The sequence below is a fragment of the Vibrio sp. D54 genome, from assembly GCF_021728075.1.
Taxonomy (GTDB): domain Bacteria; phylum Pseudomonadota; class Gammaproteobacteria; order Enterobacterales; family Vibrionaceae; genus Vibrio; species Vibrio alginolyticus.
In genome coordinates this window covers 181,045-205,018 of record NZ_JAKKCS010000006.1, presented here as the reverse complement: position 1 = coordinate 205,018, position 23,974 = coordinate 181,045, and the positions used below count along the sequence as shown (strand labels likewise).

Genomic DNA, 23,974 nt, shown 5'->3' with positions numbered 1-23,974 from the left:
GAGCTTAAAAACATAGTAGCTCTTTATTGTTGTCCGCATAACACTTAGGTATGACCTGAAAAACCTAGAAGCGCTCGTGATGAATAGCCCTCATTTAGCTACCAGAAGCCTATTGGTTTGTAGGAATTTTCCATTTAACCTGTAGGTTTGCTTTAAGTTGTCTTTATTTTTCCCTACAAAACAACGAGTTGCTTGAGTTGTGAAATATTCTGCTTTTTGACTCTTATCTCAATTGAAATATCCTTGACTTATCAATGTTCGAAACAGCACTGCCGAATGAAAAAACTCATAGTCACTACCTTACTATTACTCTACTCTTCATTTTCTCTTTCTCTGGAGACGAAAGGACTAACCGAAGGGGAGGTCCAGTATCTGAGCAATACAAAAGTTTTGAAAGTAGCGGTGTTGTCAGAAAACAATGATGAGCGTGAAACGGTAGATCGAAACGATGAGTTTTTTGATATCACCATAGATTACATGCGTGGTATTGCTAATGTGCTAGGCATTAACCTTGATATCGTCAATTATCAGTCTGTTAGCGCGGTGTACGATGCCGTTGAAAATAAAGAGGTCGATTTAGCCGCGGGTTTTACACCAACCTTGGATAGAAGTCGGCGCTTTGTATTTACAGCCCCTTTATTCCAGAGTTCAGCTGCAGCAGGCTATGTTAGTAAGGACAAGGCACGCCGCGATCCAGCAAATTTACACTGGGTTTGCGTTGAGGGCACGGTGTACTGTTCAATATTAGAGAAAAATGGTTTTGCTAAAATAAAAAAAGAATCTTCGTTTTTTAATGCAGTTCAAACGTTAAATAAAGGCGAAGCAGATGCAATATATGAAAGCTACGTCTCGTTAATTGAATATATGAAAGACAGTAACGTGCAATTGGATAAGTTAACTATCCCCTTTTGGAGCGAACCTCTTGATGTGGCTGCTTTTACTGCAACTGATAACCCTCAAATTGTTTCAATCATCAATAAAATTATCGCGAACGAGCTGGCTGGAAAAAACAAGTTTCCCATTACATCGCCAAGTCCATACCATGCGACCGACAAGCTTAGCGTTTACCTTAAGAACGAAAAGAAATTTTTAAAGCCGTTGAAGTATACCATCGAAGACGACATCTATCCGATGTTCTATAAGACAAGCTCCGGTCACTACACTGGTTTCGTTAAAGATATTATAGAGTTAGTTGAAGATCGAACTAATTTAAAATTCGAATATGTGCCAAGAAAGGACGGCATGACAAGTGAGCAGATGCTCAAAGAAGGTAGTATTGATCTCTTGCCACTAATTGTAAACGAAACGAAAGATATCAACTTAATTCAACTTAGTAAGCCATATATTCGATTAAAGTATCTCGCGATGGAGTTGAAGGACTCTGATGATGTGAGCAAAGAGAAGGTCGGTGTATTGCTAGCCGATGAGCATGAAAAGAAGTACATGGACTCTTTAAATGAGTCCAGTTTTGGCCCAAATGCCAGTTATTATTTTGATTTCAATGATGTTGTGGAAGCTCTTGATAATCATGAAATTGGTCGTGCTTTTGTGAGCGAGCACTTGGTTGACTTGATCATAGCACAGCAAGTTGATGAACGATTCAAAATAAATAATAAAATTTACCGAACTATTAATATTTCGATGGGTGTTTCTAGTGACGACCCAATGCTTTTACGTGTTTTAAACAGTACTTTAGCTACCTTTGATGAATTTGAACTCAACAAACTTAAGCGCAACTACACCATGTTTAATGTCAATTATGGTTATGATAAACAAGGTGTTGAAACTATTGCTTATATTGGCCTAATTGTTTTGTTATCGCTTGCGGTGGTAGTTTGTTTTGCTTGGATCCGTTTGAAAGGGGAAGTGACGCTCTCGACTACCGAAGCCAAGCATACTCAAAAGGAGCTAGAGTTTTTACAAAGCATTATAAATGGTTTGCCTGTTCAAGTTTTCATCCATGACCATGATCAAAAACTTATTCTAACGAACTGCGAAGAATTTCGTTTAGGAAAGTGCTCACAATGCAAAATGAAAAGTGATGATGACGATGTACTGGTTGAAAACTTTGCTGAGATTAAACGAGTTTTTGAATGTGATGAAACGGTTAGTCGGATTGTTGATATTAATAACTGCAATCTTGATATGTCGTCCGTTCATTACTTTAGAAAAAAAATCTCACACAAAAATAGCAATAAACAATTGGTGTTAACTGCCATTAATGACATTACAACTCAGCGTGAGCAAGAGCTGAAACTTATAGATGCGAGTCAGAAAGCGAACGAGTCTGTGATCGCTCGCGAGCGTTTTTTAGCGAGTATGAGCCATGAACTTAGGACTCCAATTGCTGGCATGTCGGGTTTACTGGAAATGCTTAAATTGAAAGCCAATGATGATGAGTCAGTAGTGATTATTGAGAATATAGAGTCATCGACACAAAACCTGCATCTATTAGTTAATGATATTCTCGACTTCTCTAAACTTGAGGCAGAACAATTACAGATCGATATTAACCCAACCAATATATTTAGAGAGCTTGGAAAAGTAATACGTAATCACAGTATCGCAGCCAAAGATAAAGGGTTAAATTTTGATATTGACTGGGAGTTTTCTGACTGCTGTGAGTATTTTGTTGATAGTTTGCGCCTATCACAAATAATGAACAACTTGCTATCGAATGCAATTAAGTTTACCGCTAAAGGAAGTATTCGCGTATCGATTGAACTACAGGCTGAAAAACTGGAAGTATCTGTCACTGATACTGGGGAGGGGATGACTGAAGAACAGAGACAAAAAGTTTTCGATCCGTTTGTTCAGGCCGACTCCAGTACTGCAAGGCGATTCGGTGGCACTGGGTTAGGCTTAACGATAGTCAAAAAGCTCGTTGAAATGATGAATGGGGAGCTGACGATTCATTCTGCTCTTGGCTTGGGAACAAAGGTAAGCTTTTGGTTTCCGGTAGAAAAGGACCAAGGGCGTAAAGAAATGCTTCCGCTACAAAATGTCAAATATGTTGGGGATAACCGCCTGGTGCGTTCGTGGGTGAGTGGCGAACAAATAGAAAGCGAAGAGCCTTTGATTGTGATTTATGACCGCAAGTATGCCACGAAAGCTTCAGCTGTAGAGAGTAAAGCGATTGTTCTTTGTCCTTCGGTGCAAGATTTTGTTCACCGAACAGGTGAGGTTATTGAAGTTAGCTCTAATCCGATTTATCCAGATTTGATTTTTGATGCCTTGCTTAGCCATCGCGAAGGTGCAAAACAGTTAGGTGGGACGGAAACCAGAAAAATGAAAGGGCATGTGTTAGTTGCGGAAGACAACCCCATCAACCGACTTTTGATTGAAAAGCAGTTACGAGAACTCGGGATCAGTGCAGAAATTGTCAATGATGGTAGAGCAGCGTTAGAAGCAATAAGAGAAAGAGCGTCAGATTTTGACTTATTGATCACCGATTGCCACATGCCTTTTGTCGATGGTTTTGAATTGGCACGAACAATAAGAAACGAAATTTCGGTTTTCGACAGCAAGGCGATTATCGGTTGCACAGCAGCAGATGCTCGCTCGGAAATGCAACAAAATGACGCACTGTTTGATGACTTATTGTTTAAACCCTATGGCTTGGACATGCTGACTCGTATTGTGAGTAAACATCTTGAGTCGAATATGACATCTAATTCAGAGAAAAGAGGTAAAGCTCTAAAAGGTGAGTTGAGTGATGGGCCGGGTTGGTTGCTAAACATAGATAATAGCGAGCAAGTTTTCATGGCAAAGGTATTTATTGATTCCATAGAGAGTGATTTAAGCAAGTTGAGTGCGACGATTGAAACTTCTAATACAGACCTAATTAGGGCTAAGTCTATTGCCCATAGGGTGAAAGGTGGGGCTGCAGTTGTCGGCGCTGAAAATATACTTCGAGCAGCTAAGGATGTTGAATCATTATCAAGTGATGATCAGCAACAGCATGTTCAATTAATAACAGAACTAACGCATGCAATGGAGTACGAACTTGAATTAGTTAGAAAATGGTTGCGAAAAAATGAAAACTAAAAAGGTGTTACTGGTCGATGATCAACCGATAGAGTTGTTTGCACTAAAGAGCAAGCTATTGGCTTTGGGGGTTGAGAGCGTTGAAGTTGCCAAAGATGGGCGTGAGGCGCAAAAAAGTTTTGAGTCAGATCAGTTTGACTTGATTTTTTGTGATTTAGAAATGCCATCATACGATGGATTATCTTTCTTACGTTACCTCCACGAACAAAACTACATCGGAGGCGTATGTATCTTGAGTGGTAAGGATGAGCAAGTTATTAGCCTAGCTTCAACCATGTGTAATGCTTTTAATTTTGGTTTTATTACTTATTTTTGTAAGCCTTTAGGGGCTGAGCAATTAGTCAAAGTGCTTAATCACCTTTTCAATTCTGATCTAAACACAAGTTCTAGGGGGGTAAGAAAAAAACTAACCATGTCAGATTTTTCTCGCGGAGTTAAAAATGGTGAATTAATAAATTTTTATCAACCTAAACTCGATGTAAAGCAGAATAAAGTGATAGGCTGTGAAGTCTTGGTGAGATGGAATCACCCAAGGTTTGGAATATTGACACCGTTTGATTTTATGCACTTTATGGAAACGCCAATAATGGCAGATGAAGTCTTTGACAACGTGTTAAGGCAGGCGCTAAGTGATATCAAAAAATACGACATAAGCACAAATATCTCTGTTAATGCAAGTCATTTAAGTTTTGACAAAAGAGACTTCTCAATTGGAGTTTTGGATAAGTGTCATGAATATAGAGTTCCTGCAAATCAATTGACTATAGAGATTGTAGAGACAAGTGAGTTTAAACAATCCCCCTATATGCTTGAAAACTTCGCGAGATTGCGCCTTCAAGGAGTTCAACTATCTATCGATGATTTCGGAACTGGCCATTCTTCGCTGCTTAAGTTGGCAAGCTTGCCATTTAATGAGCTAAAGATAGACCTTCAATTTGTTAAAAATTGCTTAGTTGATGAACGTTGTAAGAACATCATATTAACAACAATTCAACTGTCCGAAAGCCTAAATGCAAAAACTGTCGCCGAAGGTGTCGAAGATATTGAAACGATGGACTTTTTGAAAAAATCAGGTGTTGATATATGCCAAGGCTATTTGTTTGGAAAGCCAATGCCAATCCAAGATTTCGTTCAACATTTAAATAATAGTTAGTTATGAAAAACACCAATCAATTAAGATGTTTTGTCGTTGATGATCATCCCTTAATATGTGCTGCGATCGAAAGCTTGTTAAAGAAGAGCGAACTGTTTTCTGTTGTTGAAAGTGCATGTGATACCACAGAAGCTCATACTTATCTGAAGAGTAATCAAGTTGATCTGTTAATACTTGATGTAAACTTAGAGACTAGCGATGGTTTTGAGTTTCTCAAGCGTGCAAGAATCTATGGCTATAAAGGAAAAGTGCTGTACGTTTCCGCTAATAATGCTCGTTTTTACTCAGAAACGGCTTTTAATATAGGGGCTGACGGTTATGTATGTAAATCTGACCGTATGGGCTTGATTCTAGACGCTGTTGAAGCGGTGATTAGCGGCTATCATTTCTTTAAATTTGTTAGCCAAGTAGATCCGACGGATAGGGGGACAGATGTCAAACTGTCTAACCGAGAAGCCATTGTTTTTCAGTATCTTACAGAAGGAAAAAGTAATAAGGAAATTGCCGAACTGATGTTTCTTAGCCAAAAAACGATCAGTACTTACAAAACGCGCATTTTAGACAAATTTAAAGTCAAGTCTATCGTCGAACTGATGGGCTTAAGAGATTCTGTATTAAATAAATATTAAACAGCTATACCTTTATTTATGGTTACAATCAAGCATATTGAAATTGTCAGAGAAAAATGTCTGTAGCTCTTGAATAAGAATTTTGTGAAATGGTGTAGTTCTATTAGTTATTTTGATATAAGCCGCCATGGAAGGTTTTAGATCCACCACATTACTTAGCGAGTAGAAATAGAAGTCAGGGTGCACGCAGCAATCCGGTAATATAAAGGTTAGATCTTGACTGCTTGCTAACTTCCAGCAAAGTGACAAGTCGTCAGTGTGGTACTTCAAATGGATATTGTTAGGCGCCGATGGTAATTTCATTATTGCGTCGAGTATCGGTGCCTTGTTGTCGTTCCAACTTGCAACCTGAACATGAATAAAGGGTGTATTAAGCAACTCATCCAACGACAAATCTGGCTTTGAATTGATAAGTCCGACGTTACACTCGTGAAGTTTTGTTTGATGGATATTGCTATCAAAATTGTTGTGCCACAGGTTAACGCCAATCGTAATTGAACCATCGATGATCCTTTCCGCTGTTGAATGATTCCAAGTCACGAGGCTGAATTGAGCAAGGGGAAATGCTTTTTCTAGCGTCGACAAAATGGTCGCTCCGTGTGCCTCCATCAACGGAGAATTTAGAGCGATAACTACGCTTCCAGAGTAATTGATAGATTGGAATGTCTCTGGGGCTAATGCCATATCCATCCGGTCGAGAAGCTCAGACACCGTGGGTAGTATATGGGCAGCATAAGTCGTTTGTTTTAGACCATACCCGGTGCGTTCGAATAATGGTTGTCCGAGTTGAGAGGAGAGCTTGTTGATTTTTTTACTGACCGCGCTCTCCGAAACACCTAACACTTCAGCCGCTTTTTTCAGTGAAGAAGCTTTCGCTAAGATTACAAAAGGCCTTAGTAGGTTCAAATCGACTTTATGATGCATGTAACTCGCTCTCCAAGTGTAAAAAAATCTATTAGCAAATCCTTTTAATTAGCAAAAGCTTAAGCCATACTTTCCAAAATGGAAAGTAATACTTAACTAGTAAATTATTTGTTATGTAGGAAAATTCCCTCATTGGTTCTGAGTCTTTTGGGGAAAGTTATGCAAAGTCTTTTAAGTTTGAACGTTGTTATTATCGAGCCACAGCCTTTGGTTGCAGAAGCTATTAGCTTGCGAGTAAAGCAAGTATTGACTAATAGTCGAGTAATTACGCTAGAAAAAGTTTCAACAGCACTGAAATACATTCGAAATAACGATGTACACCTACTTATTGTCGACTTGGAAGCGAGCGATGGCTGTAACTTTGAATTAGTCAACCGAATCAAATGTCATGACTACAAAACAAAGGTTCTATTTTACGCTGCAAGTGATAATGAACAGCATGCCAAGACTGCATTAGAGGTTGGGGCTAACGGATATATTTCTCGTTTTGAACCTTTGACTTCCTTCGACCAAGCGGTTGTTAGTATTTTATCTGGCTTTAACGCATTCCGAGAATTTATTAGTGTGCATAACGAAGATAAGGCGCTTTCACAGCGTGAGCTAACGGTGCTCAGTTATTTAAAAAAAGGATTAAAAAACAAAGAAATATCAAAAAAGCTAATGCTCAGCGAGAAAACGATAAGTACGTATAAGAAACGAATTATGAGCAAGTTAGCGGTCAAAAATATCGTTGAGTTAATTGCGAAAACTTAGTTTTTTTATGAGAGTTTTTCTAGTCAACACGACGATTAATCGATTTTAATAAAATCTTATATAAATTATGACAGTAAAATACCTTAACTGCTAAAGTCTCTTCAGCTTCGTTCTCCAGCGAAGAAATCGAGATGTTGTTTTTTAGAGTCTTTAGTAAGTCAAGTTTATGATGGCTGTTTACCTATATCGAATATCCATATTGAAAATTCAAGTAGTGCAAATAATGTCAGAAAACATTACCTACTTTGGGAAATACGCGAACCGATACTAGTCAATAGGAGAGGGGCCGCTAGCTAATTAGACCCTCTTCAGTGATATAGAAATTGGTAGAAGTTAACAGAGTAACATGGTTTTACTTCAAAAAAACACGTGACCTCCTGTTATCTAGGCAAGTACAAAATTGATTCTTCAACATAAAGAGTAAACAAGCCAATGCCATTGTACGCATACATTCCTCTAGTTGCTTTGATTTTAATCGTTGTGTTTTGGGGAATAAGGTGGCGATAGTCATCACAAATTGTTAAATAAAGCACAAATAACATCACTTAAGCCCAATCTTTGTTAAAAAGGCGCTATTGAACCCCAATAGTGCCTTTTTATGTCAATGAACAACTTACATCCAACCACGATACAAATTATGCCCAGCATAGTGCGACGATTGCATTATGGAACTCGTGTTGCGCAATCATGTCGACAATGTAAGAAATCTTGCATCGTGAAGGATTATTACCGTGCTTTTAAGTTGCATAAAAATGGGAAGCCTATTGCCTATTATATAAATGTGGCCAATTTAATTTATGAGAATGATTACATGAGCGAGGCGGATATTATTCTGCAAAATTGCGACAGGTTGAGTTTGACTCAGTGTCTTTGGCGTCCTGTCCAGTTAGATCAACTGCCATTGGTCATTAAAGTAGAGTTACGTCAGATAGCTAATGCAAGCATGAAAAATCAATTAAATGTATTACGTCGCTACTTTGTGGATAAGGGGCAAAAGGTCCGCTTCGATGTTTATTGAGTGCTTCAAGCTTTCGTTCCTACGTTTTCATAAAGAAAACCCAATAGCTTTGCTTTTGTATTGAGCAGAAGTCAGTACTTCAAATGTGGAGTTACCACCTTTTATACGGTGCACAATTTCGCGAGGGTTCTGCTTAACGGTTATCCATTGCTCTGCAATCTCAAAGTGGTTAAGAATTGGCACGGGTGACTTCACTTTTCCCGAGAAGATGACTTGTTGTGCATTCGCAGAAAAAACAACGCAAAAAAGACAAGCCAACACGACAATTCTAATCAACTTCATAAATTCAATCCTTCGAATCCTTCTATCAAGTCGTTAAATTAGATTAATTAATCTAATTAATAAATATTAATGCGGAGAAATGCGACTTAGGGTCACATGTTTGATGCGTTGTTTGTTTGATTTGTGAACATGTCAACTTTTGTTATGAGAGAAGCTGCGTTTTATTACAAGCCAGAATGGACGAAAGTACTGACAGTTTCATTTGAGCAAATAAGACTCGTGGAATGGGAGTCTCTAATGGTGTGCTAACAGAATTAACTGTCGCTGTAGGAATTTTCCTCTATTTCTGCCGTTGTAAGAGTTTCTGAACCAATTTTTTTTAATTGGCGTTATAGTTACGAGGTTGAGTTTAGTAGCGAAGATAGGTAAAGACTTTGAGTTCTGAGTTGAAAATAACAAGTGTAGAGCAGGCTGTCGTTCTTTATGTTTTGCCCGAGAAACTATGCATCTATGAGCATTCGAATCTCGTTAATGAAATTGATCTCGTGCACAAAGAGGCGGTCTTACTGGGCGTTTTTTTTCAAGAGCAATTTAAGCTCGTTGAACGTAAAACTCTGTTTGAAATTTGTTGGCCCGGAAGAGTCGTGTCGGAAACGTCTTTAAATGTTGCAATGATGAAATTGCGCAAGAAGCTTTCTGAAGCGGGCGTCGAGTTAGAAATTAAAACGGTACCCGGTCAAGGTTATAAACTTGTGTCTGAGTCAACGTTGATTTTAGACGTTGAGTCCGAATCGGCATTTTTACAAAGCCAGAAAAAGAACAGTGAAGTGCCAGATGAGGGGGGAGTTTCTAAAGAACCTCGTGAACAGACCGTGGATAAGTTATCGCAGGATCACAAGAATCGTGCTGACTTTGATAGTGACGTTGTCATCTGCGATAAACACACCAACAAAGGTGACAATGGTAGTCATTATACAAATGATTCAACTCAAGACTCGTTAAGTGTGACTTCCAATGAGCTTCTAAATGGTGACTCTCCGGCAGATGACGAGAACATTGATAAACGTATTTCTAATGAAATAACAAAGAATAAACCCTTGTTTGGAAAAGTTAGGACACTGAATAGAAAGCGAAAGGTGATCGCTTTGTATGCATCTACAGCGATTTTTTTTGTTTTTTTATACGGTGGTCCATTTTTCTGGTAATTGAACATGATTAAACACATTCTTATTTCTGTCGCTATTTTAGCTCTTCCCTTTTTGTCTGCAATTGGCGATGACGTCCACATTGATACTCGTTTACCTAACCCCGGTCGACAAGTCGTTGCTCAACTAGCTGATATGAAATTCAAGTTGTATATCTATTTCGACAACGGTTCGGTTATGACCAGTGAAGGGATATACGCGAAGCTTTTTGGTAATTTTTACCTGTTTTCAACCAATAAAGATTACCTAATCAAAGAATTCGACGAAAGAAACAAAGCAAGCTTCAAAGAAGAGATCAAGGTATACGCTGAAGAGCGCGTCTATTTCTCAGTCGGTAAAGCTCTAGACAGCGACAACGATATTTACGAAATAGATATAAAAAACCCTGCGGATGAAAAGATCTATACAATCAAAGGTCATTACTATCATTAGTCTGCAGTTAAGCGGTTTACTTTACGCTTCTATGGCGGCTTTAACGTTGGTGTTGAACAGCCGCTGCTTTACATAAAGACGTTTATTTCACTTACCTAATGGTTTTAAATTTCAATTAATCTTTATTCATTGGTTTGTAATCGCATTATTGTTAATAATTTTTGAGTCTCGGATTGACTAGGTTCCCACATAAACAAGTCACTGGTTTTTGATGTTTTATAAACCAAAGCTTAGGGAGCCCCTAACCGTTAGACCATCAATAAATTTAGAGCTAATAGTGGTTGTTAGCTATTTAATTATACATGAAGTGGGTTATTACAATGTTTAAGAAAACAGTTTTAGCGAGCTTAGCTTGTGCATTTATCTCGATGCCGGCAATCTCGGCTGAAAGCGATGTCGCAGAAGATGCAAACACCACGGTCATTTTTTCTGGTTTGATTGAATCAAACATGCCAGGTGAAAACATGATAATCACAGGTGAGGGAGGGCGCGATCTTCGTGTTGACCCTGCTCGCGGTACCCTAGATGTTGAAAGCGATGGTAAGTTTACTACAGCAGACCGCGTTATTTTAGAGGCGCGTGATTACACTCCAGAAGATATCGATAATGCGTTAGAAGAAGAGATCGGGGAAATCAACGACAGTGCTATCTGGACAATCACAGATGTGGCTTATCAAATTGGAGGTTACACTACTAAAACCTCAGAGATCACCATTAGTGATGCATTCACTGGTAATGAACTTGCTACTTACACAAATGGGGTGGTAACTGCGACTGAGCAACAAGTAGGGACTATCAATCTAGAGCTTGAAAATACGTCACCAATTACCGACATTGCCGTTGAGGGCATGGCGCATGTATCAGTATCTATGACGGCAGGCCTTTCTGGTCTTTAATTTGTTTTAACAAGATAGTTGATAATTTGCAAGGAAGGCCTGCCTTCCTTGCAAATTCTTCTTTGGAGGATTAATGCGGTTAATCGTTTTGCTCTTGCTAGCGACCTTTCACTCTGCTGCTTTTTCAGACCCAATAACCAAGGTGTTACCTGTATATACAGAGTTGGACAAAAACGCATTTTTCTCGAATGAAATAACGCGATTCGAGTTCGTTCCTGATCAACTTACCTTGGAGTACTTAACTCAAGAAAATACATTCAGACAAGAGTCGTCGACTATAGAGATCGAAACAGATATACCAGAGACTGAGCCAGATTTGTTATTTTCATTGATCTTGGATTCAAACCAATTCATTTGTACAAAGGCGAATGACGAAATAATTGAAAGCACAGACGACATGATTACGTTCAATATTGAAAATAACGCTATGGAAATTGGCGAGCCTGTTGACTTTAATTTTAACTTAATTGATGACAACGGTTTAAAAGGGGCCAAATTAGATGCAAATTTTGCTTTTCCGAAAGTACCAACTAGTGCTACGCGCTGTGCTGGTCAGGTGAATATCAGTATAGAGTTAACGATATGAATAAATCATTTGTTTTATTAGCTTTTTTCCCTTTTATATCAATGGCATCTAGTGTGCCAGAAGGGTTTGAGGATCTATTTCAATTGGATAAACAAGTTGTCCAATTCAAGATGAGTGATGGCTTCTCGTACCCTGTAAAGGCGATGGCAAGTTACGATCTTGTTCGTGTTACTGAACAATCTGAACTCGATAAGATACGTTTAGCTTTAGAAAGCAATAATATTGATAAGAATATTATAGAAAATGTACTTGTTACTTTACAGCAAGGTACCGTCAATACTGAACAATGTAATGGTCGTGCAGATGAGTGTATTGTTTTTCCGACAGAGTTTGAGTTCTACTACGATTATTATACAAATACTTTGTACTTCTGGGTCAACGAAGAGTTTATAGAAAAAGAATATGCCGCAGATGACGTAAGGTATGCGCCAGTATCAAATGAACATGGTGGTATTATTAACCATACAACTGCCTATTTGGGGGGTAGTGACACTAATAATCCTGATTTGAGTTTTTATGATGATACAACCATCGGCTTTAAGTATGGCTATTTTGAAAGTGAACTTTTGTATCAGTCAAACGACGATGATTTTGATGTAGATAAAGCAAAATACTCTATCGATGTTGACGAAAAGAAATTTCGTTTAGGCTATGAAAGCCAAAACCAGACATTTAACACTACAGACTATTTGCTTGGCAGCGCAAATAATAATGAGCTTTCACTTGAGTACGGCACATCAACGGATGCGATTATCGGTGGAGCAAAAACATTACAAAAAATATTTTTCTTTGCACCAAGAGATGCAATATTAACAGTTTACCGTGACGAAAAAATATTATTTCAGCGTCAAGTGAAAGAAGGTCAAGGATTTATTACGCAGGATGACTTGCCTCGTGGCCGATATAATATTGAATTAGAAATTAAGGTCGCAGGTGAAGTTGTCTCAAAAGAAACACGCTCAGTTTTCAATAGTAATGACGATACATTGCGCGTAAAAGGTGTCGATTACCACTTAACAGCTGGTACTCTGGTACAGGACAGTGATGTCGAATATAGCAACCCTATTCAAGAGAGCATCATGGAGGATGTTGATGGCAGTGGTTTTGGACGTGCATTGTTTAACTACCGTGTGAACAGTAACTGGAGCTTGGGGGCGGGCTTAACAGGATCAGCTGAAGGCCACTCGTATTCAATTGGTAGCAAATTTTTCTATGACGATTTTAACTTCCAAGGTTTGATTCAAAAGTTCGATGGTGACGCGAAAAAATATGAGTTGTTTGCGGGGTACGGGAATATTTCATTCGATATGGAAGTATTTCGGGCTGATCTAGATTCGCATCTTGCAACATTTTTGTACGACATTGACGATTACGAAAGATACAACCTGACCTACAGTACTGTCATTGATAACGTGGGTTATGCCTATGCCAGCTTGAACAAAAATGCGAGCGAATCGGTAAATGATCTTGTCTACAGCGGTTACGATTCCACGTACTTAACTATGGGATTAAGTTTCCCTGGTAAGTTTAGCTCAAACTTTGATTTGTCGGTTGATTACAACTTTGATGATGGTGAAGAGGTGAGTGTAAACCTTGTTTGGCGAGTTCCATTAAGCGAACTACTTAATAGCCGAACTTCCATCGGTATGAGTCAGCAAGGAGTCTCTCAGTTTAGTAACTACTTAGAGTCTAACGATCTGCTTACGAAGCAACGTAACAAATCACTTTATGCAACTGTGGGCAATACGTATCAGGACTCAGATGCGAATCCGAATTATTCATCGGCTAGTTTATCAGCACAGGCTAATGAAGATGCTTACAGTACTTCTGGGTATTTGTATGCGGATACATCAGGAAAGCGAAATTACAACCTAACATTCGATAGCACACAAGTTGTGTCGCAAGGTGAAGTGTACGGTACAAGATATAACCAAAAATCGTACGCAGTTATCGACTCAGACAACAATATTAAGTTTGAACGAGAGAACTCAAGCCGAGGGTTAGCGGTAGTAAAAGCGAACGGTAGCGTTGGCAGCAAGAAAATTATCTATAAAGATACAGAATTGCTCGCCCTGAAAAAGTACCAAAACTACGAAGTTATGCTTGATACCGATAGTGTGGATATTGCGAACTCAGGCTCATCATCAGTTGGTGGTTATAGCTACCCGGGAACGGTGATGAAATTGAATACAAACTTGACGAAAGTAGTGACTTTTATTTCTGGCTTTAAAAACTTTGACGATAAACGAATAGAAGAGTTGGAATGTAACGGTGATGCTTGTGTTGATGTTAGTGAAATTCAAAAAGGGATATACAAAATCTCGGTTGAAGAAGGTAAATCGTTTGATTTGAGTGCTGCCGGACAGCGTTGTTTCGTACCAAGTATTATTGATGCGTCAGCCTTTAATTTAGGTATGAACTATTGCCTTCCAAACTTGGAACCTGGCACGCAATTGGCTGACACAGAAGTATCTAAAGATGGAAAGAAGATCATTATTGTCGGTCTGTTTAATGAACCTTTAGTGATGGATAACATTAAGAACAACATGTTAATTGCACTAAATGGCAAAGCTCAACTAAATGAAAAGCAGTTAGGTCGAAATACACTGTTGTACTTGGAGTTAGACAGCGAAATAAATATTTCTGAAGCTGTGTTCGAACAAATTGAAGATGCTTCGAAATTCGCAATTGATCTTCGACAAAAAGATGAATCATTTGCAGTTAATGAGTAATAGGTAATGATGATGAAACTGAACAAAATTAAATACTTAACCCCAGCTTTATGTCTGGCTTATTCAACCCCAAGCTTAGCGTTGAAGATTGATACAATGTTATTGATTGCGGATGAGCAAGGGAATGGTGTTTACACGTTAACAAATGAGTTAGCGGAAACCTCATTTATCTCTGGTGAAATAACAAAGCTAGAAACTACAGAAGACGGTAAGCTCAAGCGTATTCCATACACAGAAAGTAATTTAGATGATTGGGATATTACGTTAACACACCCTAAAGTTATTTTGGAATCGGACAAAGTAAAACAAGTCGGTGTACGTGATTTATGTGGTAATGACTGTAAGACAGAGCAGGATAGAGTTTATCAGATTATCTTCTCTCCGGTACCATATAACCCAGAAGAAAAAGAGACATCAGTAAACATCAACTTTGGTTATGCACCGCTGTTTATTATCCCTGCACCAGAGCCAAAAATTAGTTACGAGATGAAAAATCTTGGTGATCGAATTCTTGTTGAGAACACTGGTAATAGTTTTATTCGTTTTGCAATCGATGGTTGTACGGATGAGGTAAAAACACAATGCCAAGCAAGTTTTACCTCTTTAGCAGGTCGTACTCGAACATTTGATATACCAGAGAAACTGCGTAAAAACACGTTGAAAGTACGCGTAGTGAATTATGACGATTCATACAGAAAGACAATCGAAGTAGGGCGCTAATATGAAATTGTGGATAAAGTTATTTGGGCTTTTGGCTTTTCCTGCCTTTATTGCTCAAGCAAACACACTTAATGGCAAAATCACTGGTGGTGATCTTCAATGGGCCAATGCAATGCCTGAAGGAGAGTTTTTGACTTTATCCACTTGGCAGCCGATTGCCAACATGCCAACGACGGTTGAATGGGTACCGGGCACTTTCACTTCTGCGCTTCCAGAACAAATGACATTAAATGGAACCTCTGGTGAAGTGACGGTACCTATAAAGGTGGTAGGGCTAAGTTACAATATTGGTGGTAATGAGATTCCGACTGAATCAGCAGAAAATAACATTGCGGCAACAAGTTGTTCTCAATATCAAAATTATGGTTCAGTGATCAGTTTAGCTGATAGCACCACTAACCAATGTGTGTATCCTTATTCCTTAGTGCAAAATGGTAACTTTACGCCGTTTTATTTTGTTCGGCCTATAGTTTCTATCGATGATACTGCGTTTGTTGAAGCTTTCGCTGATGCAGATTCAGGCAACTATAGTGGTTCCATTACTCTGCCAATGGGGTATTACTACAAAACGGGCAGTGGTGTACAAACTTACCGATTATTTAGTATGTCGTTCTCTATTGGTATTAACTACATCAGTAGCTTCTTGAGTGATGTAGAGATCGATGGGGATGGATTTATTGAACCAGAATATAACACCACAGAAAGAACAGTTTCTGGTACAACACGGTTCGATGTGACGGCATTAGGGTCATTTTCTAATGGGTTAAGTGTCGAATTTCCACAAGAGACATTTGAGTTAACACATTCACAATTTGACGTATCCATCCCACTAAACATCACTTGTGATCTCTGTAACGATGTTGAAATTGCGCAAAACGGCGAACGGCTAGTATCTGACACAGTGGTTGATACAGGAGCCTCTAGCAATGAAATTTTATTTTCATTCGATGTTGGATACGACAACATCAGCGCCGAAGATATAGAAAGTGGCGCTTATAGCGGGGATATTGTAGTTATATTTAAGGAAAATTTATGAACCTAAGACTAGGTAAAACAACACTTATTGGTAGCTTACTATTAGTGTCTTCTACACTACAAGCGCAAGAATACGAAGGCTTATACGTCGGCTTTACTGGAAACTCTGCCATTACCGAAGGCAAGTTATCGAACACTAATGAAAAAATTACCACTTTAACTGGCTACGGTGCAGAGGGCACGATAGGTTACTTTTTTACTGACACTTTTGCCTTGGAGGCATCACACGGTGTTGTCCAAAACCTATTAGATGGAGATGATCTCTCATACTCTGAAATTATGAGCACTGCAGACATCCCAATTTCTGATTATGTTGACCTTTATTTGGGAGTGGGGGCAAGTTATTTTGATGACGCTTATAGTTTGGCTGGTAAAGTAGGACTATCTATCTCGTTAAATTCAAGTGTTCGTTTAAACGGTGGCTATAAATTTTATCAGGGTAATGATTCTTGGGACAACTCAATAGGGCAATTCCAGTTAGGGCTATCTTACTTCTTTAATCCAATAGTCGAAGAAGTCGAAGAGGAATATGAGCCTTATGTTCAACCTGAACCTGAAATTATTGTTAAAGAAGTTGTAAAGGAAAAAGAAGTCATCAAGGAAGTTCGAGTAGATAAATGCAGTGCCAGTGAACCTTATGAGTATGTTATTCAGCCAGACGAATGGATAAGAAAAATTTTGATTAAAGAAAACGTTTCTTATAACAAATTTATCGAACTTAACGGTGGGGATAAAGACTGGAGTTTAGTATATCCAGGTGACTCAATCAAGCTTCCTAGAAAATGTGAATAGTTACTTGTTTAGCTTTTCAATCCTGCCATTTACAACCTCTATAATTTAACGAGCTACGTGGCAAGCCTTCATCTGATTTAAACGGTCCATAACTTGGGCCGTTTCTCTTATGTGGTGAGAGGAGATAGTGTTGTAGTAGCCTACTAAAATTAGAGACGGATTCACTGTCAGCTCTTATCTTATTGGAAGCAAGCTTCGTTCGGGCTAATGTATTGTTAATGTGTATTAATTTTGGTTCTTTTTTTGGCTGTAAGTTTCTGTTTTTGTTGGGTTTTTCTTTTTTAATTTTTTTTAATTTTGGGTTTTGGTGCTGTTATATTAATCTGATTAATCTCCTTCTTCCTTCTTTTGTATTTGAGTTATAAAAGCAACCTAATTGGAGAGGAAGCCGCAATGCGGTTTAACTGTGTGATGAGATAGAAATGAAATTATTTAACTATACCTTTACTGCCTTCACTTTGTTGTTAATGGTAGGATGCGGAGAAGGAAGCTCTAACGAATCTACCTCAAATAGTCCAACAGAGAACAAACCGACCCCCACAGTAGCAATATCGGCTCTCGATGTATCGACGGCCGTGTATGTAGAAGAGCCTGCTGTTGTGAATCTAAAATCTTCCGTTATGACGAGTGATAACTCTCCTGCTGTACTCGCTTCAGTTACCCCAGTTACAGAAGATTCACAATGTAATAATTATACTGTGGGCAATATGAACTTTACCGTTAATGGGCAAGCAGCAGGGGTTTGTATTTATGAATATGAGGTAGAAGATGTTGATGCTTCTACTTCGGCACACGCTTACGCACAAGTTGCTATTTCTGGGTCTGATGCGCCATTAGTTTCGAACAATAATTTACCAACCTTAAGTGCTGTCGCTCAGGTTGGCGAATCAATCACTATTCAACTAACTCCGCCAACCGCTACCAATGGGGTTGATAAAATGACCTTATCTACAAGCACAACGGTCTTGGGTGCTGGAGTGGTTTCTGATGTTGATGTGAATGCAAACAGCATTACTTACACAGCAGGCAGTAGCGAATTGGATGCGGGGATTACTCGTATTTTCTACAGCTATTACGATGAGGACGATTTCGTTCGAATGGGCAATATTGATGTTGCGGTTTCAACGGATACGTATAACCAAGCTCCAGAAGCGAATGATTGGACTTATGTTGTAAACGAAGACTTAGCGCTTGGCCAATCTTATACCGCGATTAAAGAGCAGGAAGAAGTGACGGTTGATCTAGAGCAAGTCTACTTAGCTCAAGATATTCAAGGAAGCTTAATTTCTGACGAGGATTCAGAAGATCAATTACAACTGATCAACTTACAAGTATTTAATGCTGATGTCGGTTTTGTAGATAAAGCTGACATGGATAACAAAAGCTTCACTTTTACTGCATCACGTGCTGGTAATTATTATGTCACTTACACTGTCAGCGATCATAAAGGCGGATATGCGTCAGGTATTGTAGAGTTCCATGTACAGGGCACATGGCCAGATGTGATTGTTGATTCAACCGGAGATGTGTTTGCAGCTCCGCTCAGCCTAGAAGCGGCAACCATTGCTAGCTATGATGTCGCAGGCATTGCTGCAGAAGCGAGTGCTCCTAATGGTAATGGCTATAGCAATGTACCAACCTACACGTGGGATGCGGCAAATAGTATATGTAAGGCGCGTGGTGGTTCGTTGCCGACTTATGAACAACTGAGCAATTTTATAACTCAAGAACAAAACCCATTTCTAGAGGGCGATGGTAATGAACATGAGATGGCTTCAGGTTGGCCGATAGCAAGAGCGTATTTTACCAGCGACTTTAATACAGATGACCCAAATCAAGTGTGGGTTATGAAGGTTGATCCGGAAAATGGCTACAGTTATTTTGATTATGTGAGTTCGGGTATTGATGGAGTGTCTGAACCTTATTTAGGATACTTAACTTGTATTGACAAAACACCTAAGAGTTTATCAATAGAAAATGAAATATTGTTGATGGAGGTAGATCAAACTCTATCTGCAACTTTTGCGACCGCTTCGGGTGTTAGCTTTCCTTATACAAAGCCTTTATATTGGTATGCATCTGAGCCTGAAGATGACACATTAGAAGCAATGCCAGATATTGAAAACAATGTGCAGTTGAATAAATATTCTGGTGATTTTTATGCTACCGAAGAAGGGTTTATTCACATTAAAGCAGAAACGCCCCTAGGTGACTTGAGTACAGAGAAAGACATAGAGGTGCTATATAATTTATTTGCTTCTGGCGGTGCAGATCCTAATTTTTTGTCGGCGAATGATCCCACAGCCAGCGCTTGTGAACAAATCACTCTTAGTGATGACAAAATCTCTTTTGCCACGGGCATAGATCTTAAAGGTACCGATTATTATTATGCCTCCGGGGGTAAAGTCCGCTCTTACCTATTACAAAACTGTAGCTCAGAGGATTTACAAACTGCTAATGGTGAGCCATTGCTATATATGCAATTAAAAGCTGGAAATGTCGGCCATTATTCTGCAGACAACATGTATCTTTATTTGGCAACAAATGATAATAGCCAATATGAATTTGATATACCCTATGATGGTGATTATTGGGTGTCCATAGATTTTAGGCTAGATGATGACTTAGTTAGTGCGGGGATTGATCCGTTTAAGAACCGTACGATTAGAGTCAAGTATTTGGATATGGATAGTTCGAAAACTTGTAGTGCCGAAAATACAACTAATACCGATGGTGACACAACGAAATTAGAGTTGTTAAACACAGGTTGGTATCGATTATCTTGTAAAGTACATCTATCAGAAGGTGCTAGAAGTGGAAGAGTTAATATCTCCGGTGGGGATAGTTATAATAATGGGTATTTTTATGCACGTTTTCCTATGCTGATTCCTGCTATTTAATTACTTAAAATGTAGCGAAATTTAAATTATTGCAAGTGTTATATCTCGTTTTGAAATTTAAGCTGAGTAATTCATTACTTGGCTTTTTTATTTTCTATCGATCTTGAAAAAAACTGAGAAGATATATTGTTGTTGAATATGAACGATTATATAAGATCTGTAAAGCCTAGTGATATATATCAGTTGTATTTTTATTAGTATTCACTTTTTTTGGTTTAATTTTTATAAAATAAAAGATTATATGATTTAATGCTTATTGATTGGTGTTTTCTCTTTTTGGTGAAAATAATGACGCTATTTTGATAGGGCGAGCTGAGCAGGAACATTGTTCTTCAAAGATGCTGTTCATTATTTGACCCAATTGAGAAAGAGAAGATCGAAGAATTATACGAATACTATTCACAATCAGAGCTTGAGGTGATTGTAAAAGAGGTTGTAAAAGAAAAGGAAGTTATAAAGGAAGTCCAAGTAGACAAATGTAGTGCCAGTGAGCCATACGAATATATGATTAAGCCTAGACAATGAGTAAGACAGATCCTAATCGAAGAAATGGATTCTTATAACACATTCCTTGAATTGAACGGCTCAGACAGAGGTTGGAGTTTGGTCTACCCTGGTGACTCGATTAAGCTTCCGAGACAGTGTGATTAACATTAGAACACTATCGAATCAATCCTTATCGTTTTATACGTTAAACATAAGCTAATTCCTGTGTTGAAACGTTAAATATAATAAAAGATCCAGCAATGGTGTTTATCCCTGCTGCCTTTTTTAAGGTTAATGCGCCTCGAAACGCAAGGTCTAGAGAAAACAACTTGGAATGGAGTTCGCTATTTCACGCGCAGGTCTTTGACAAATAGGGGCCTGAACTCATACCAATGATAATGCTCTGAATCTTGCATCTTGAAGTCATTTGGGTCTAAGTATTTTTCATTTCGATTCATCATTGTTAACGGAATTTGTTGTGGGTGGAGGTTAATCTAGAACAGTTCTGTTTGTTTATCTCATTTTACTTACACATCAAATGATGTCAGGCAGAGGGTTCAGCGAATAATGCTCTTTCTGCTTACGGGAGGAGGGGCAATGAGCTAAGTTCTAAGTTCATTTACGCTGAAGGGGTAGCGCTATTTGTTTTAACGGGAACGGGTGATGGCCCTTTGACTTCTGCACTGGGAAGTCATGAGTAGAGAAAAGAAATAATAAGTGATGTTTATGAATATATATATAAGAACCAAGCTGTTTAAAAAGAGGTTGGCTTTACTAGCCATTAGCGGTTTAATCGGTTTGTCGGGATGTAATGAAGAGGCGACTCAAGTTGATACTTCTGAGCCGGTTGTGCCACAACAAGCCTCAGTCGTTGTTGAACATGCCTTGTCTCGAATGGAACTTAATACAGACGGCTATGTAGATATGAGTAGTCGTATGCATGTGTCATCAAAAGATCGCCAAGCTGAAGTTGTTTCTGTCACACCGCTTGTGGACAGTGACAACTGCATCATCACAGACATAGACTCACAGGGTTTTGTAGTTGATACAAGAAACCCGGCATCTTGTGTTTTCGATGTGCAAGTTGCGCTAGCCGAACTTGATAAAAATGTCAAAACAGATGTCAATGCAGCTACAAATTTAAATACAATGACCGAGGGTGAAGCAGCGAATCAAACTACATCGATAACAAGTGCCAATTCACTGGCTCGCGTGTTGGTATCGGATGCGCTCTCAAGCAGCTATATTGTACCTCCGGTCAGTGCGACGAACGCCATTGGTGAGTGTCAAGACTTTGCGGTAATGGACATTGTAGGGAATGAGTTTGGCTACGATGTTTCTGGTTTTACACTGCATGACAACCTCGCGGTGATTGGTGTTGGTAATGCAAAAGCTAACGAACCTTCGACAGGTATGATCAACTACTGTAGCGACGATGCGGGTACCGCAAATGTGATCTATACGCTAGAGCGTTATAATGCTGAAGAAGATAGCACGGATATTCTGCAGGGCAATATTAGTATTGCGACCTCTTCTTTGCATAATTCCGCACCAGTGGCTGAAAACTTCTTAGGCCCAACCATCCAAACGGGTAAGTCGATAACAATTAATGTCTGTACGGCAGCTGATGGTCAAATGCCTGGAGTGGTGGGGACTGAAACTAGCGATTTTTGTCACGTAGCCTCATCAGATGATGACGGTGATGGAGAGATCGACCCTATTCAGTTGTTGGGCGTTGTCAGTTACAACAGTTTAGCGACGGTATCGGACCCTGAAGATATTAATAACTTGTCTTTTGATTTCGTCTCAGATACATCAGGAGTCCATGATGTGACGTATTATATATCGGATCATCAAGGTGGCTATGCTTTGGGTGTGGTTCGCATTAACGTATCAGGTAAAGGACCTTGGGATGATATTGTACTAGCTGATGGTACCGTCTATACCGCACCATTGACAATAGAAGATGCACAGGAACAAAGTAAACCTTATCAAGGTATCAACTATGAAGATGTCGACGGTGAAGAGTATGCAATTGCTGCTTTTAACCAGCTCGGTACGGATGCGCTGTGCCGCTCATATGGCATGTTGACACCGACCATTGACCAATTGAATAGACTATACCAAGAACGAGGTAATGTTAATATTTCAGATAACTGGCCTGCTGAACGGGCATTTTGGTCCAATAGTGAAGGTAATCAGGTTGATTTAGCAACAGGAATCTATCAGGAAGATGTCGATACAAATACGCCATCCTACGCGACGTGTGTGTATCCGGGCTTCCTCAGCAGTCTCGTTAATAGTACGGCGGGAGACGCTATATTTGCCGGTACATCTGAGAGCAATCTTCATTCTGTTGTAGCAACGGTTTATGAGACGGATGGTGTGCCGCTGCCTGCTCAATACGTGGCATTCTATTCTGATGCTGAAGCGTTAACCTTTACACAAAATGCAGCGTTAACCGATGAAAACGGCCAAGCGACAGTGCAGGTTTCCTCAAGCGAGGTCGGTGTATTCAATGTTATGGCGAATTACTACAACCAAACACTACAAACGACAGTTGAATTTTTTGAAGATTATATCAACTCGATCACTATCTCTGGAGCAACATCTGTTGATGAAAAAAAGACAATTCAGCTTCAAACAGAGTTGAATATGGCGTCGGGAGAAGTTCATCCCATCGAAGAGGGACCAGTCTGGACATCTGAGGACCCTAGTTATGCAACGGTTGATCAATCAGGTGAAGTGACAGGAGTTAAAAAGGGAACGGCCACTATTTCTAGTGTATATGATCAAAAAATCGCATTCCATAACGTAACGGTTAAAGAAGTAAATAAAGTAGTTGAGCGTGTTGTCGTTAACGGTCCTACTGAGATTTTTGGTAAGGGAAGTACTGCACAGTTATACATGACCATATGGTTTACTGATGGGACATTCACAGGGCTGTCAAACACGTGTGATGCTCAATGGCGATCAGGTAACACTGTCAGGGCGACGGTATCGAATTGTGGACTAGTGACGTCTCAAATTGACGGTGCAGATCACGAAAATGCTCAGGTGAGTATAACGGGTACATATCAAGGTAAGAGTGATTCTCATACAATCTATATGCGTCCGAGATCTTTACTAAAAAGTGATGACGAATAAAGGGAAGCGATAATCGGTCTTTTATACACAAATCCCTAGGCTTTTAGCTTAGGGTTTTTTTGTATTTATCCTTTCCCCTTAATGTGACCTTGTGTTATGAACCGTGAATGCTGTGGTGAGCGGCTTACTTTAGCATTAACGATCCCAATGCCATGCTTAATGTTCAAGTGTCATGTTAGTGGGGATTAAGCCCTTATCTGGTTGGCTTACTTGCGGTAGGCGCGTGAGTCAGCATGGCGTTACGGTAAGTAAAGCAAGAAGGCAGTTCGATTCATTAACGGATTAATCGGGTTAACG

At 39.2% G+C, this 23,974-nt stretch carries 17 protein-coding genes; 15 read left to right on the top strand and 2 right to left on the bottom strand.

Annotated elements, in window-relative coordinates; genetic code table 11:
* Positions 1-276 precede the first annotated feature (276 nt).
* The 3 genes from L3V37_RS11005 to L3V37_RS10995 are packed head-to-tail and all read left to right on the top strand — an operon-like array spanning position 277 to position 5,829.
* Positions 277-4,047 carry a transporter substrate-binding domain-containing protein gene (locus L3V37_RS11005; RefSeq protein ID WP_237306314.1) on the top strand — a complete coding sequence of 1,257 codons (3,771 nt, stop codon included), beginning with the start codon at positions 277-279 and terminating at the stop codon, positions 4,045-4,047.
* Complete coding sequence (locus L3V37_RS11000; protein ID WP_130546249.1) at positions 4,037-5,200, top strand: EAL domain-containing protein; 1,164 nt, start codon at positions 4,037-4,039, stop codon at positions 5,198-5,200. Before L3V37_RS11005 ends, L3V37_RS11000 begins: the two co-directional genes overlap by 11 nt.
* 2 nt (positions 5,201-5,202) lie before the next feature.
* Positions 5,203-5,829, top strand: a complete 627-nt coding sequence (locus L3V37_RS10995) for a response regulator transcription factor (RefSeq protein ID WP_130546248.1) — start codon at positions 5,203-5,205, stop codon at positions 5,827-5,829.
* 12 nt (positions 5,830-5,841) lie between these two features.
* On the opposite strand, the gene L3V37_RS10990 is transcribed toward L3V37_RS10995, so the two are convergent.
* Positions 5,842-6,753 carry a LysR family transcriptional regulator gene (locus L3V37_RS10990; RefSeq protein WP_237306313.1) on the bottom strand — a complete coding sequence of 304 codons (912 nt, stop codon included), beginning with the start codon at positions 6,751-6,753 and terminating at the stop codon, positions 5,842-5,844.
* Between the two features lie 132 nt (positions 6,754-6,885).
* On the opposite strand from L3V37_RS10990, the gene L3V37_RS10985 reads away from it, so the two are divergent.
* Both L3V37_RS10985 and L3V37_RS10980 read left to right on the top strand, forming a co-directional pair.
* The gene (locus L3V37_RS10985; RefSeq protein WP_237306312.1) at positions 6,886-7,506 is read left to right on the top strand and encodes a response regulator transcription factor; all 621 of its coding nucleotides are present in this window, start codon (positions 6,886-6,888) and stop codon (positions 7,504-7,506) included.
* A 715-nt stretch (positions 7,507-8,221) separates the two neighbouring features.
* Complete coding sequence (locus L3V37_RS10980; RefSeq protein ID WP_237306311.1) at positions 8,222-8,524, top strand: hypothetical protein; 303 nt, start codon at positions 8,222-8,224, stop codon at positions 8,522-8,524.
* A gap of 27 nt (positions 8,525-8,551) precedes the next feature.
* Here the strand turns inward: L3V37_RS10980 and L3V37_RS10975 are convergent, their stop codons facing one another.
* Positions 8,552-8,806 (bottom strand): hypothetical protein, encoded by a 255-nt coding sequence (locus L3V37_RS10975; protein WP_130546245.1) that lies wholly within the window; start codon positions 8,804-8,806, stop codon positions 8,552-8,554.
* A gap of 374 nt (positions 8,807-9,180) precedes the next feature.
* Here L3V37_RS10975 and L3V37_RS10970 point away from each other — a divergent pair, with 374 nt between their 5' ends.
* The 10 genes from L3V37_RS10970 (at position 9,181) to L3V37_RS10925 (ending at position 23,677) form a co-directional block, all read left to right on the top strand.
* Positions 9,181-9,951: a helix-turn-helix domain-containing protein gene (locus L3V37_RS10970; RefSeq protein WP_130546244.1), complete on the top strand. Its 771-nt coding sequence runs from the start codon at positions 9,181-9,183 to the stop codon at positions 9,949-9,951.
* 6 nt (positions 9,952-9,957) lie between these two features.
* Positions 9,958-10,383: a hypothetical protein gene (locus L3V37_RS10965; protein WP_130546243.1), complete on the top strand. Its 426-nt coding sequence runs from the start codon at positions 9,958-9,960 to the stop codon at positions 10,381-10,383.
* Positions 10,384-10,703: 320 nt separating this feature from the next.
* Positions 10,704-11,279: a hypothetical protein gene (locus L3V37_RS10960; RefSeq protein ID WP_130546242.1), complete on the top strand. Its 576-nt coding sequence runs from the start codon at positions 10,704-10,706 to the stop codon at positions 11,277-11,279.
* 73 nt (positions 11,280-11,352) lie between these two features.
* The gene (locus L3V37_RS10955) at positions 11,353-11,865 is read left to right on the top strand and encodes a hypothetical protein (protein ID WP_130546241.1); all 513 of its coding nucleotides are present in this window, start codon (positions 11,353-11,355) and stop codon (positions 11,863-11,865) included.
* Complete coding sequence (locus tag L3V37_RS10950) at positions 11,862-14,597, top strand: CS1-pili formation C-terminal domain-containing protein (RefSeq protein WP_130546240.1); 2,736 nt, start codon at positions 11,862-11,864, stop codon at positions 14,595-14,597. The genes L3V37_RS10955 and L3V37_RS10950 overlap by 4 nt, the downstream gene beginning before the upstream one ends.
* A 6-nt stretch (positions 14,598-14,603) precedes the next feature.
* On the top strand, positions 14,604-15,317 hold the full coding sequence (locus L3V37_RS10945; protein ID WP_237306310.1) for a hypothetical protein: 714 nt from the start codon (positions 14,604-14,606) through the stop codon (positions 15,315-15,317).
* Position 15,318: 1 nt separating this feature from the next.
* Entirely contained in the window at positions 15,319-16,353 is a 1,035-nt protein-coding gene (locus tag L3V37_RS10940) for a hypothetical protein (RefSeq protein WP_130546238.1), read from the top strand.
* A complete protein-coding gene (locus tag L3V37_RS10935) occupies positions 16,350-17,144 on the top strand; it encodes a porin family protein (protein WP_130546237.1) in 795 nt (264 codons plus the stop codon). The genes L3V37_RS10940 and L3V37_RS10935 overlap by 4 nt, the downstream gene beginning before the upstream one ends.
* A 422-nt stretch (positions 17,145-17,566) precedes the next feature.
* Positions 17,567-20,044: a hypothetical protein gene (locus L3V37_RS10930; protein ID WP_237306309.1), complete on the top strand. Its 2,478-nt coding sequence runs from the start codon at positions 17,567-17,569 to the stop codon at positions 20,042-20,044.
* Positions 20,045-21,256: 1,212 nt separating this feature from the next.
* Positions 21,257-23,677 (top strand): Ig-like domain-containing protein, encoded by a 2,421-nt coding sequence (locus tag L3V37_RS10925; RefSeq protein ID WP_237306308.1) that lies wholly within the window; start codon positions 21,257-21,259, stop codon positions 23,675-23,677.
* Positions 23,678-23,974: the final 297 nt, after the last annotated feature.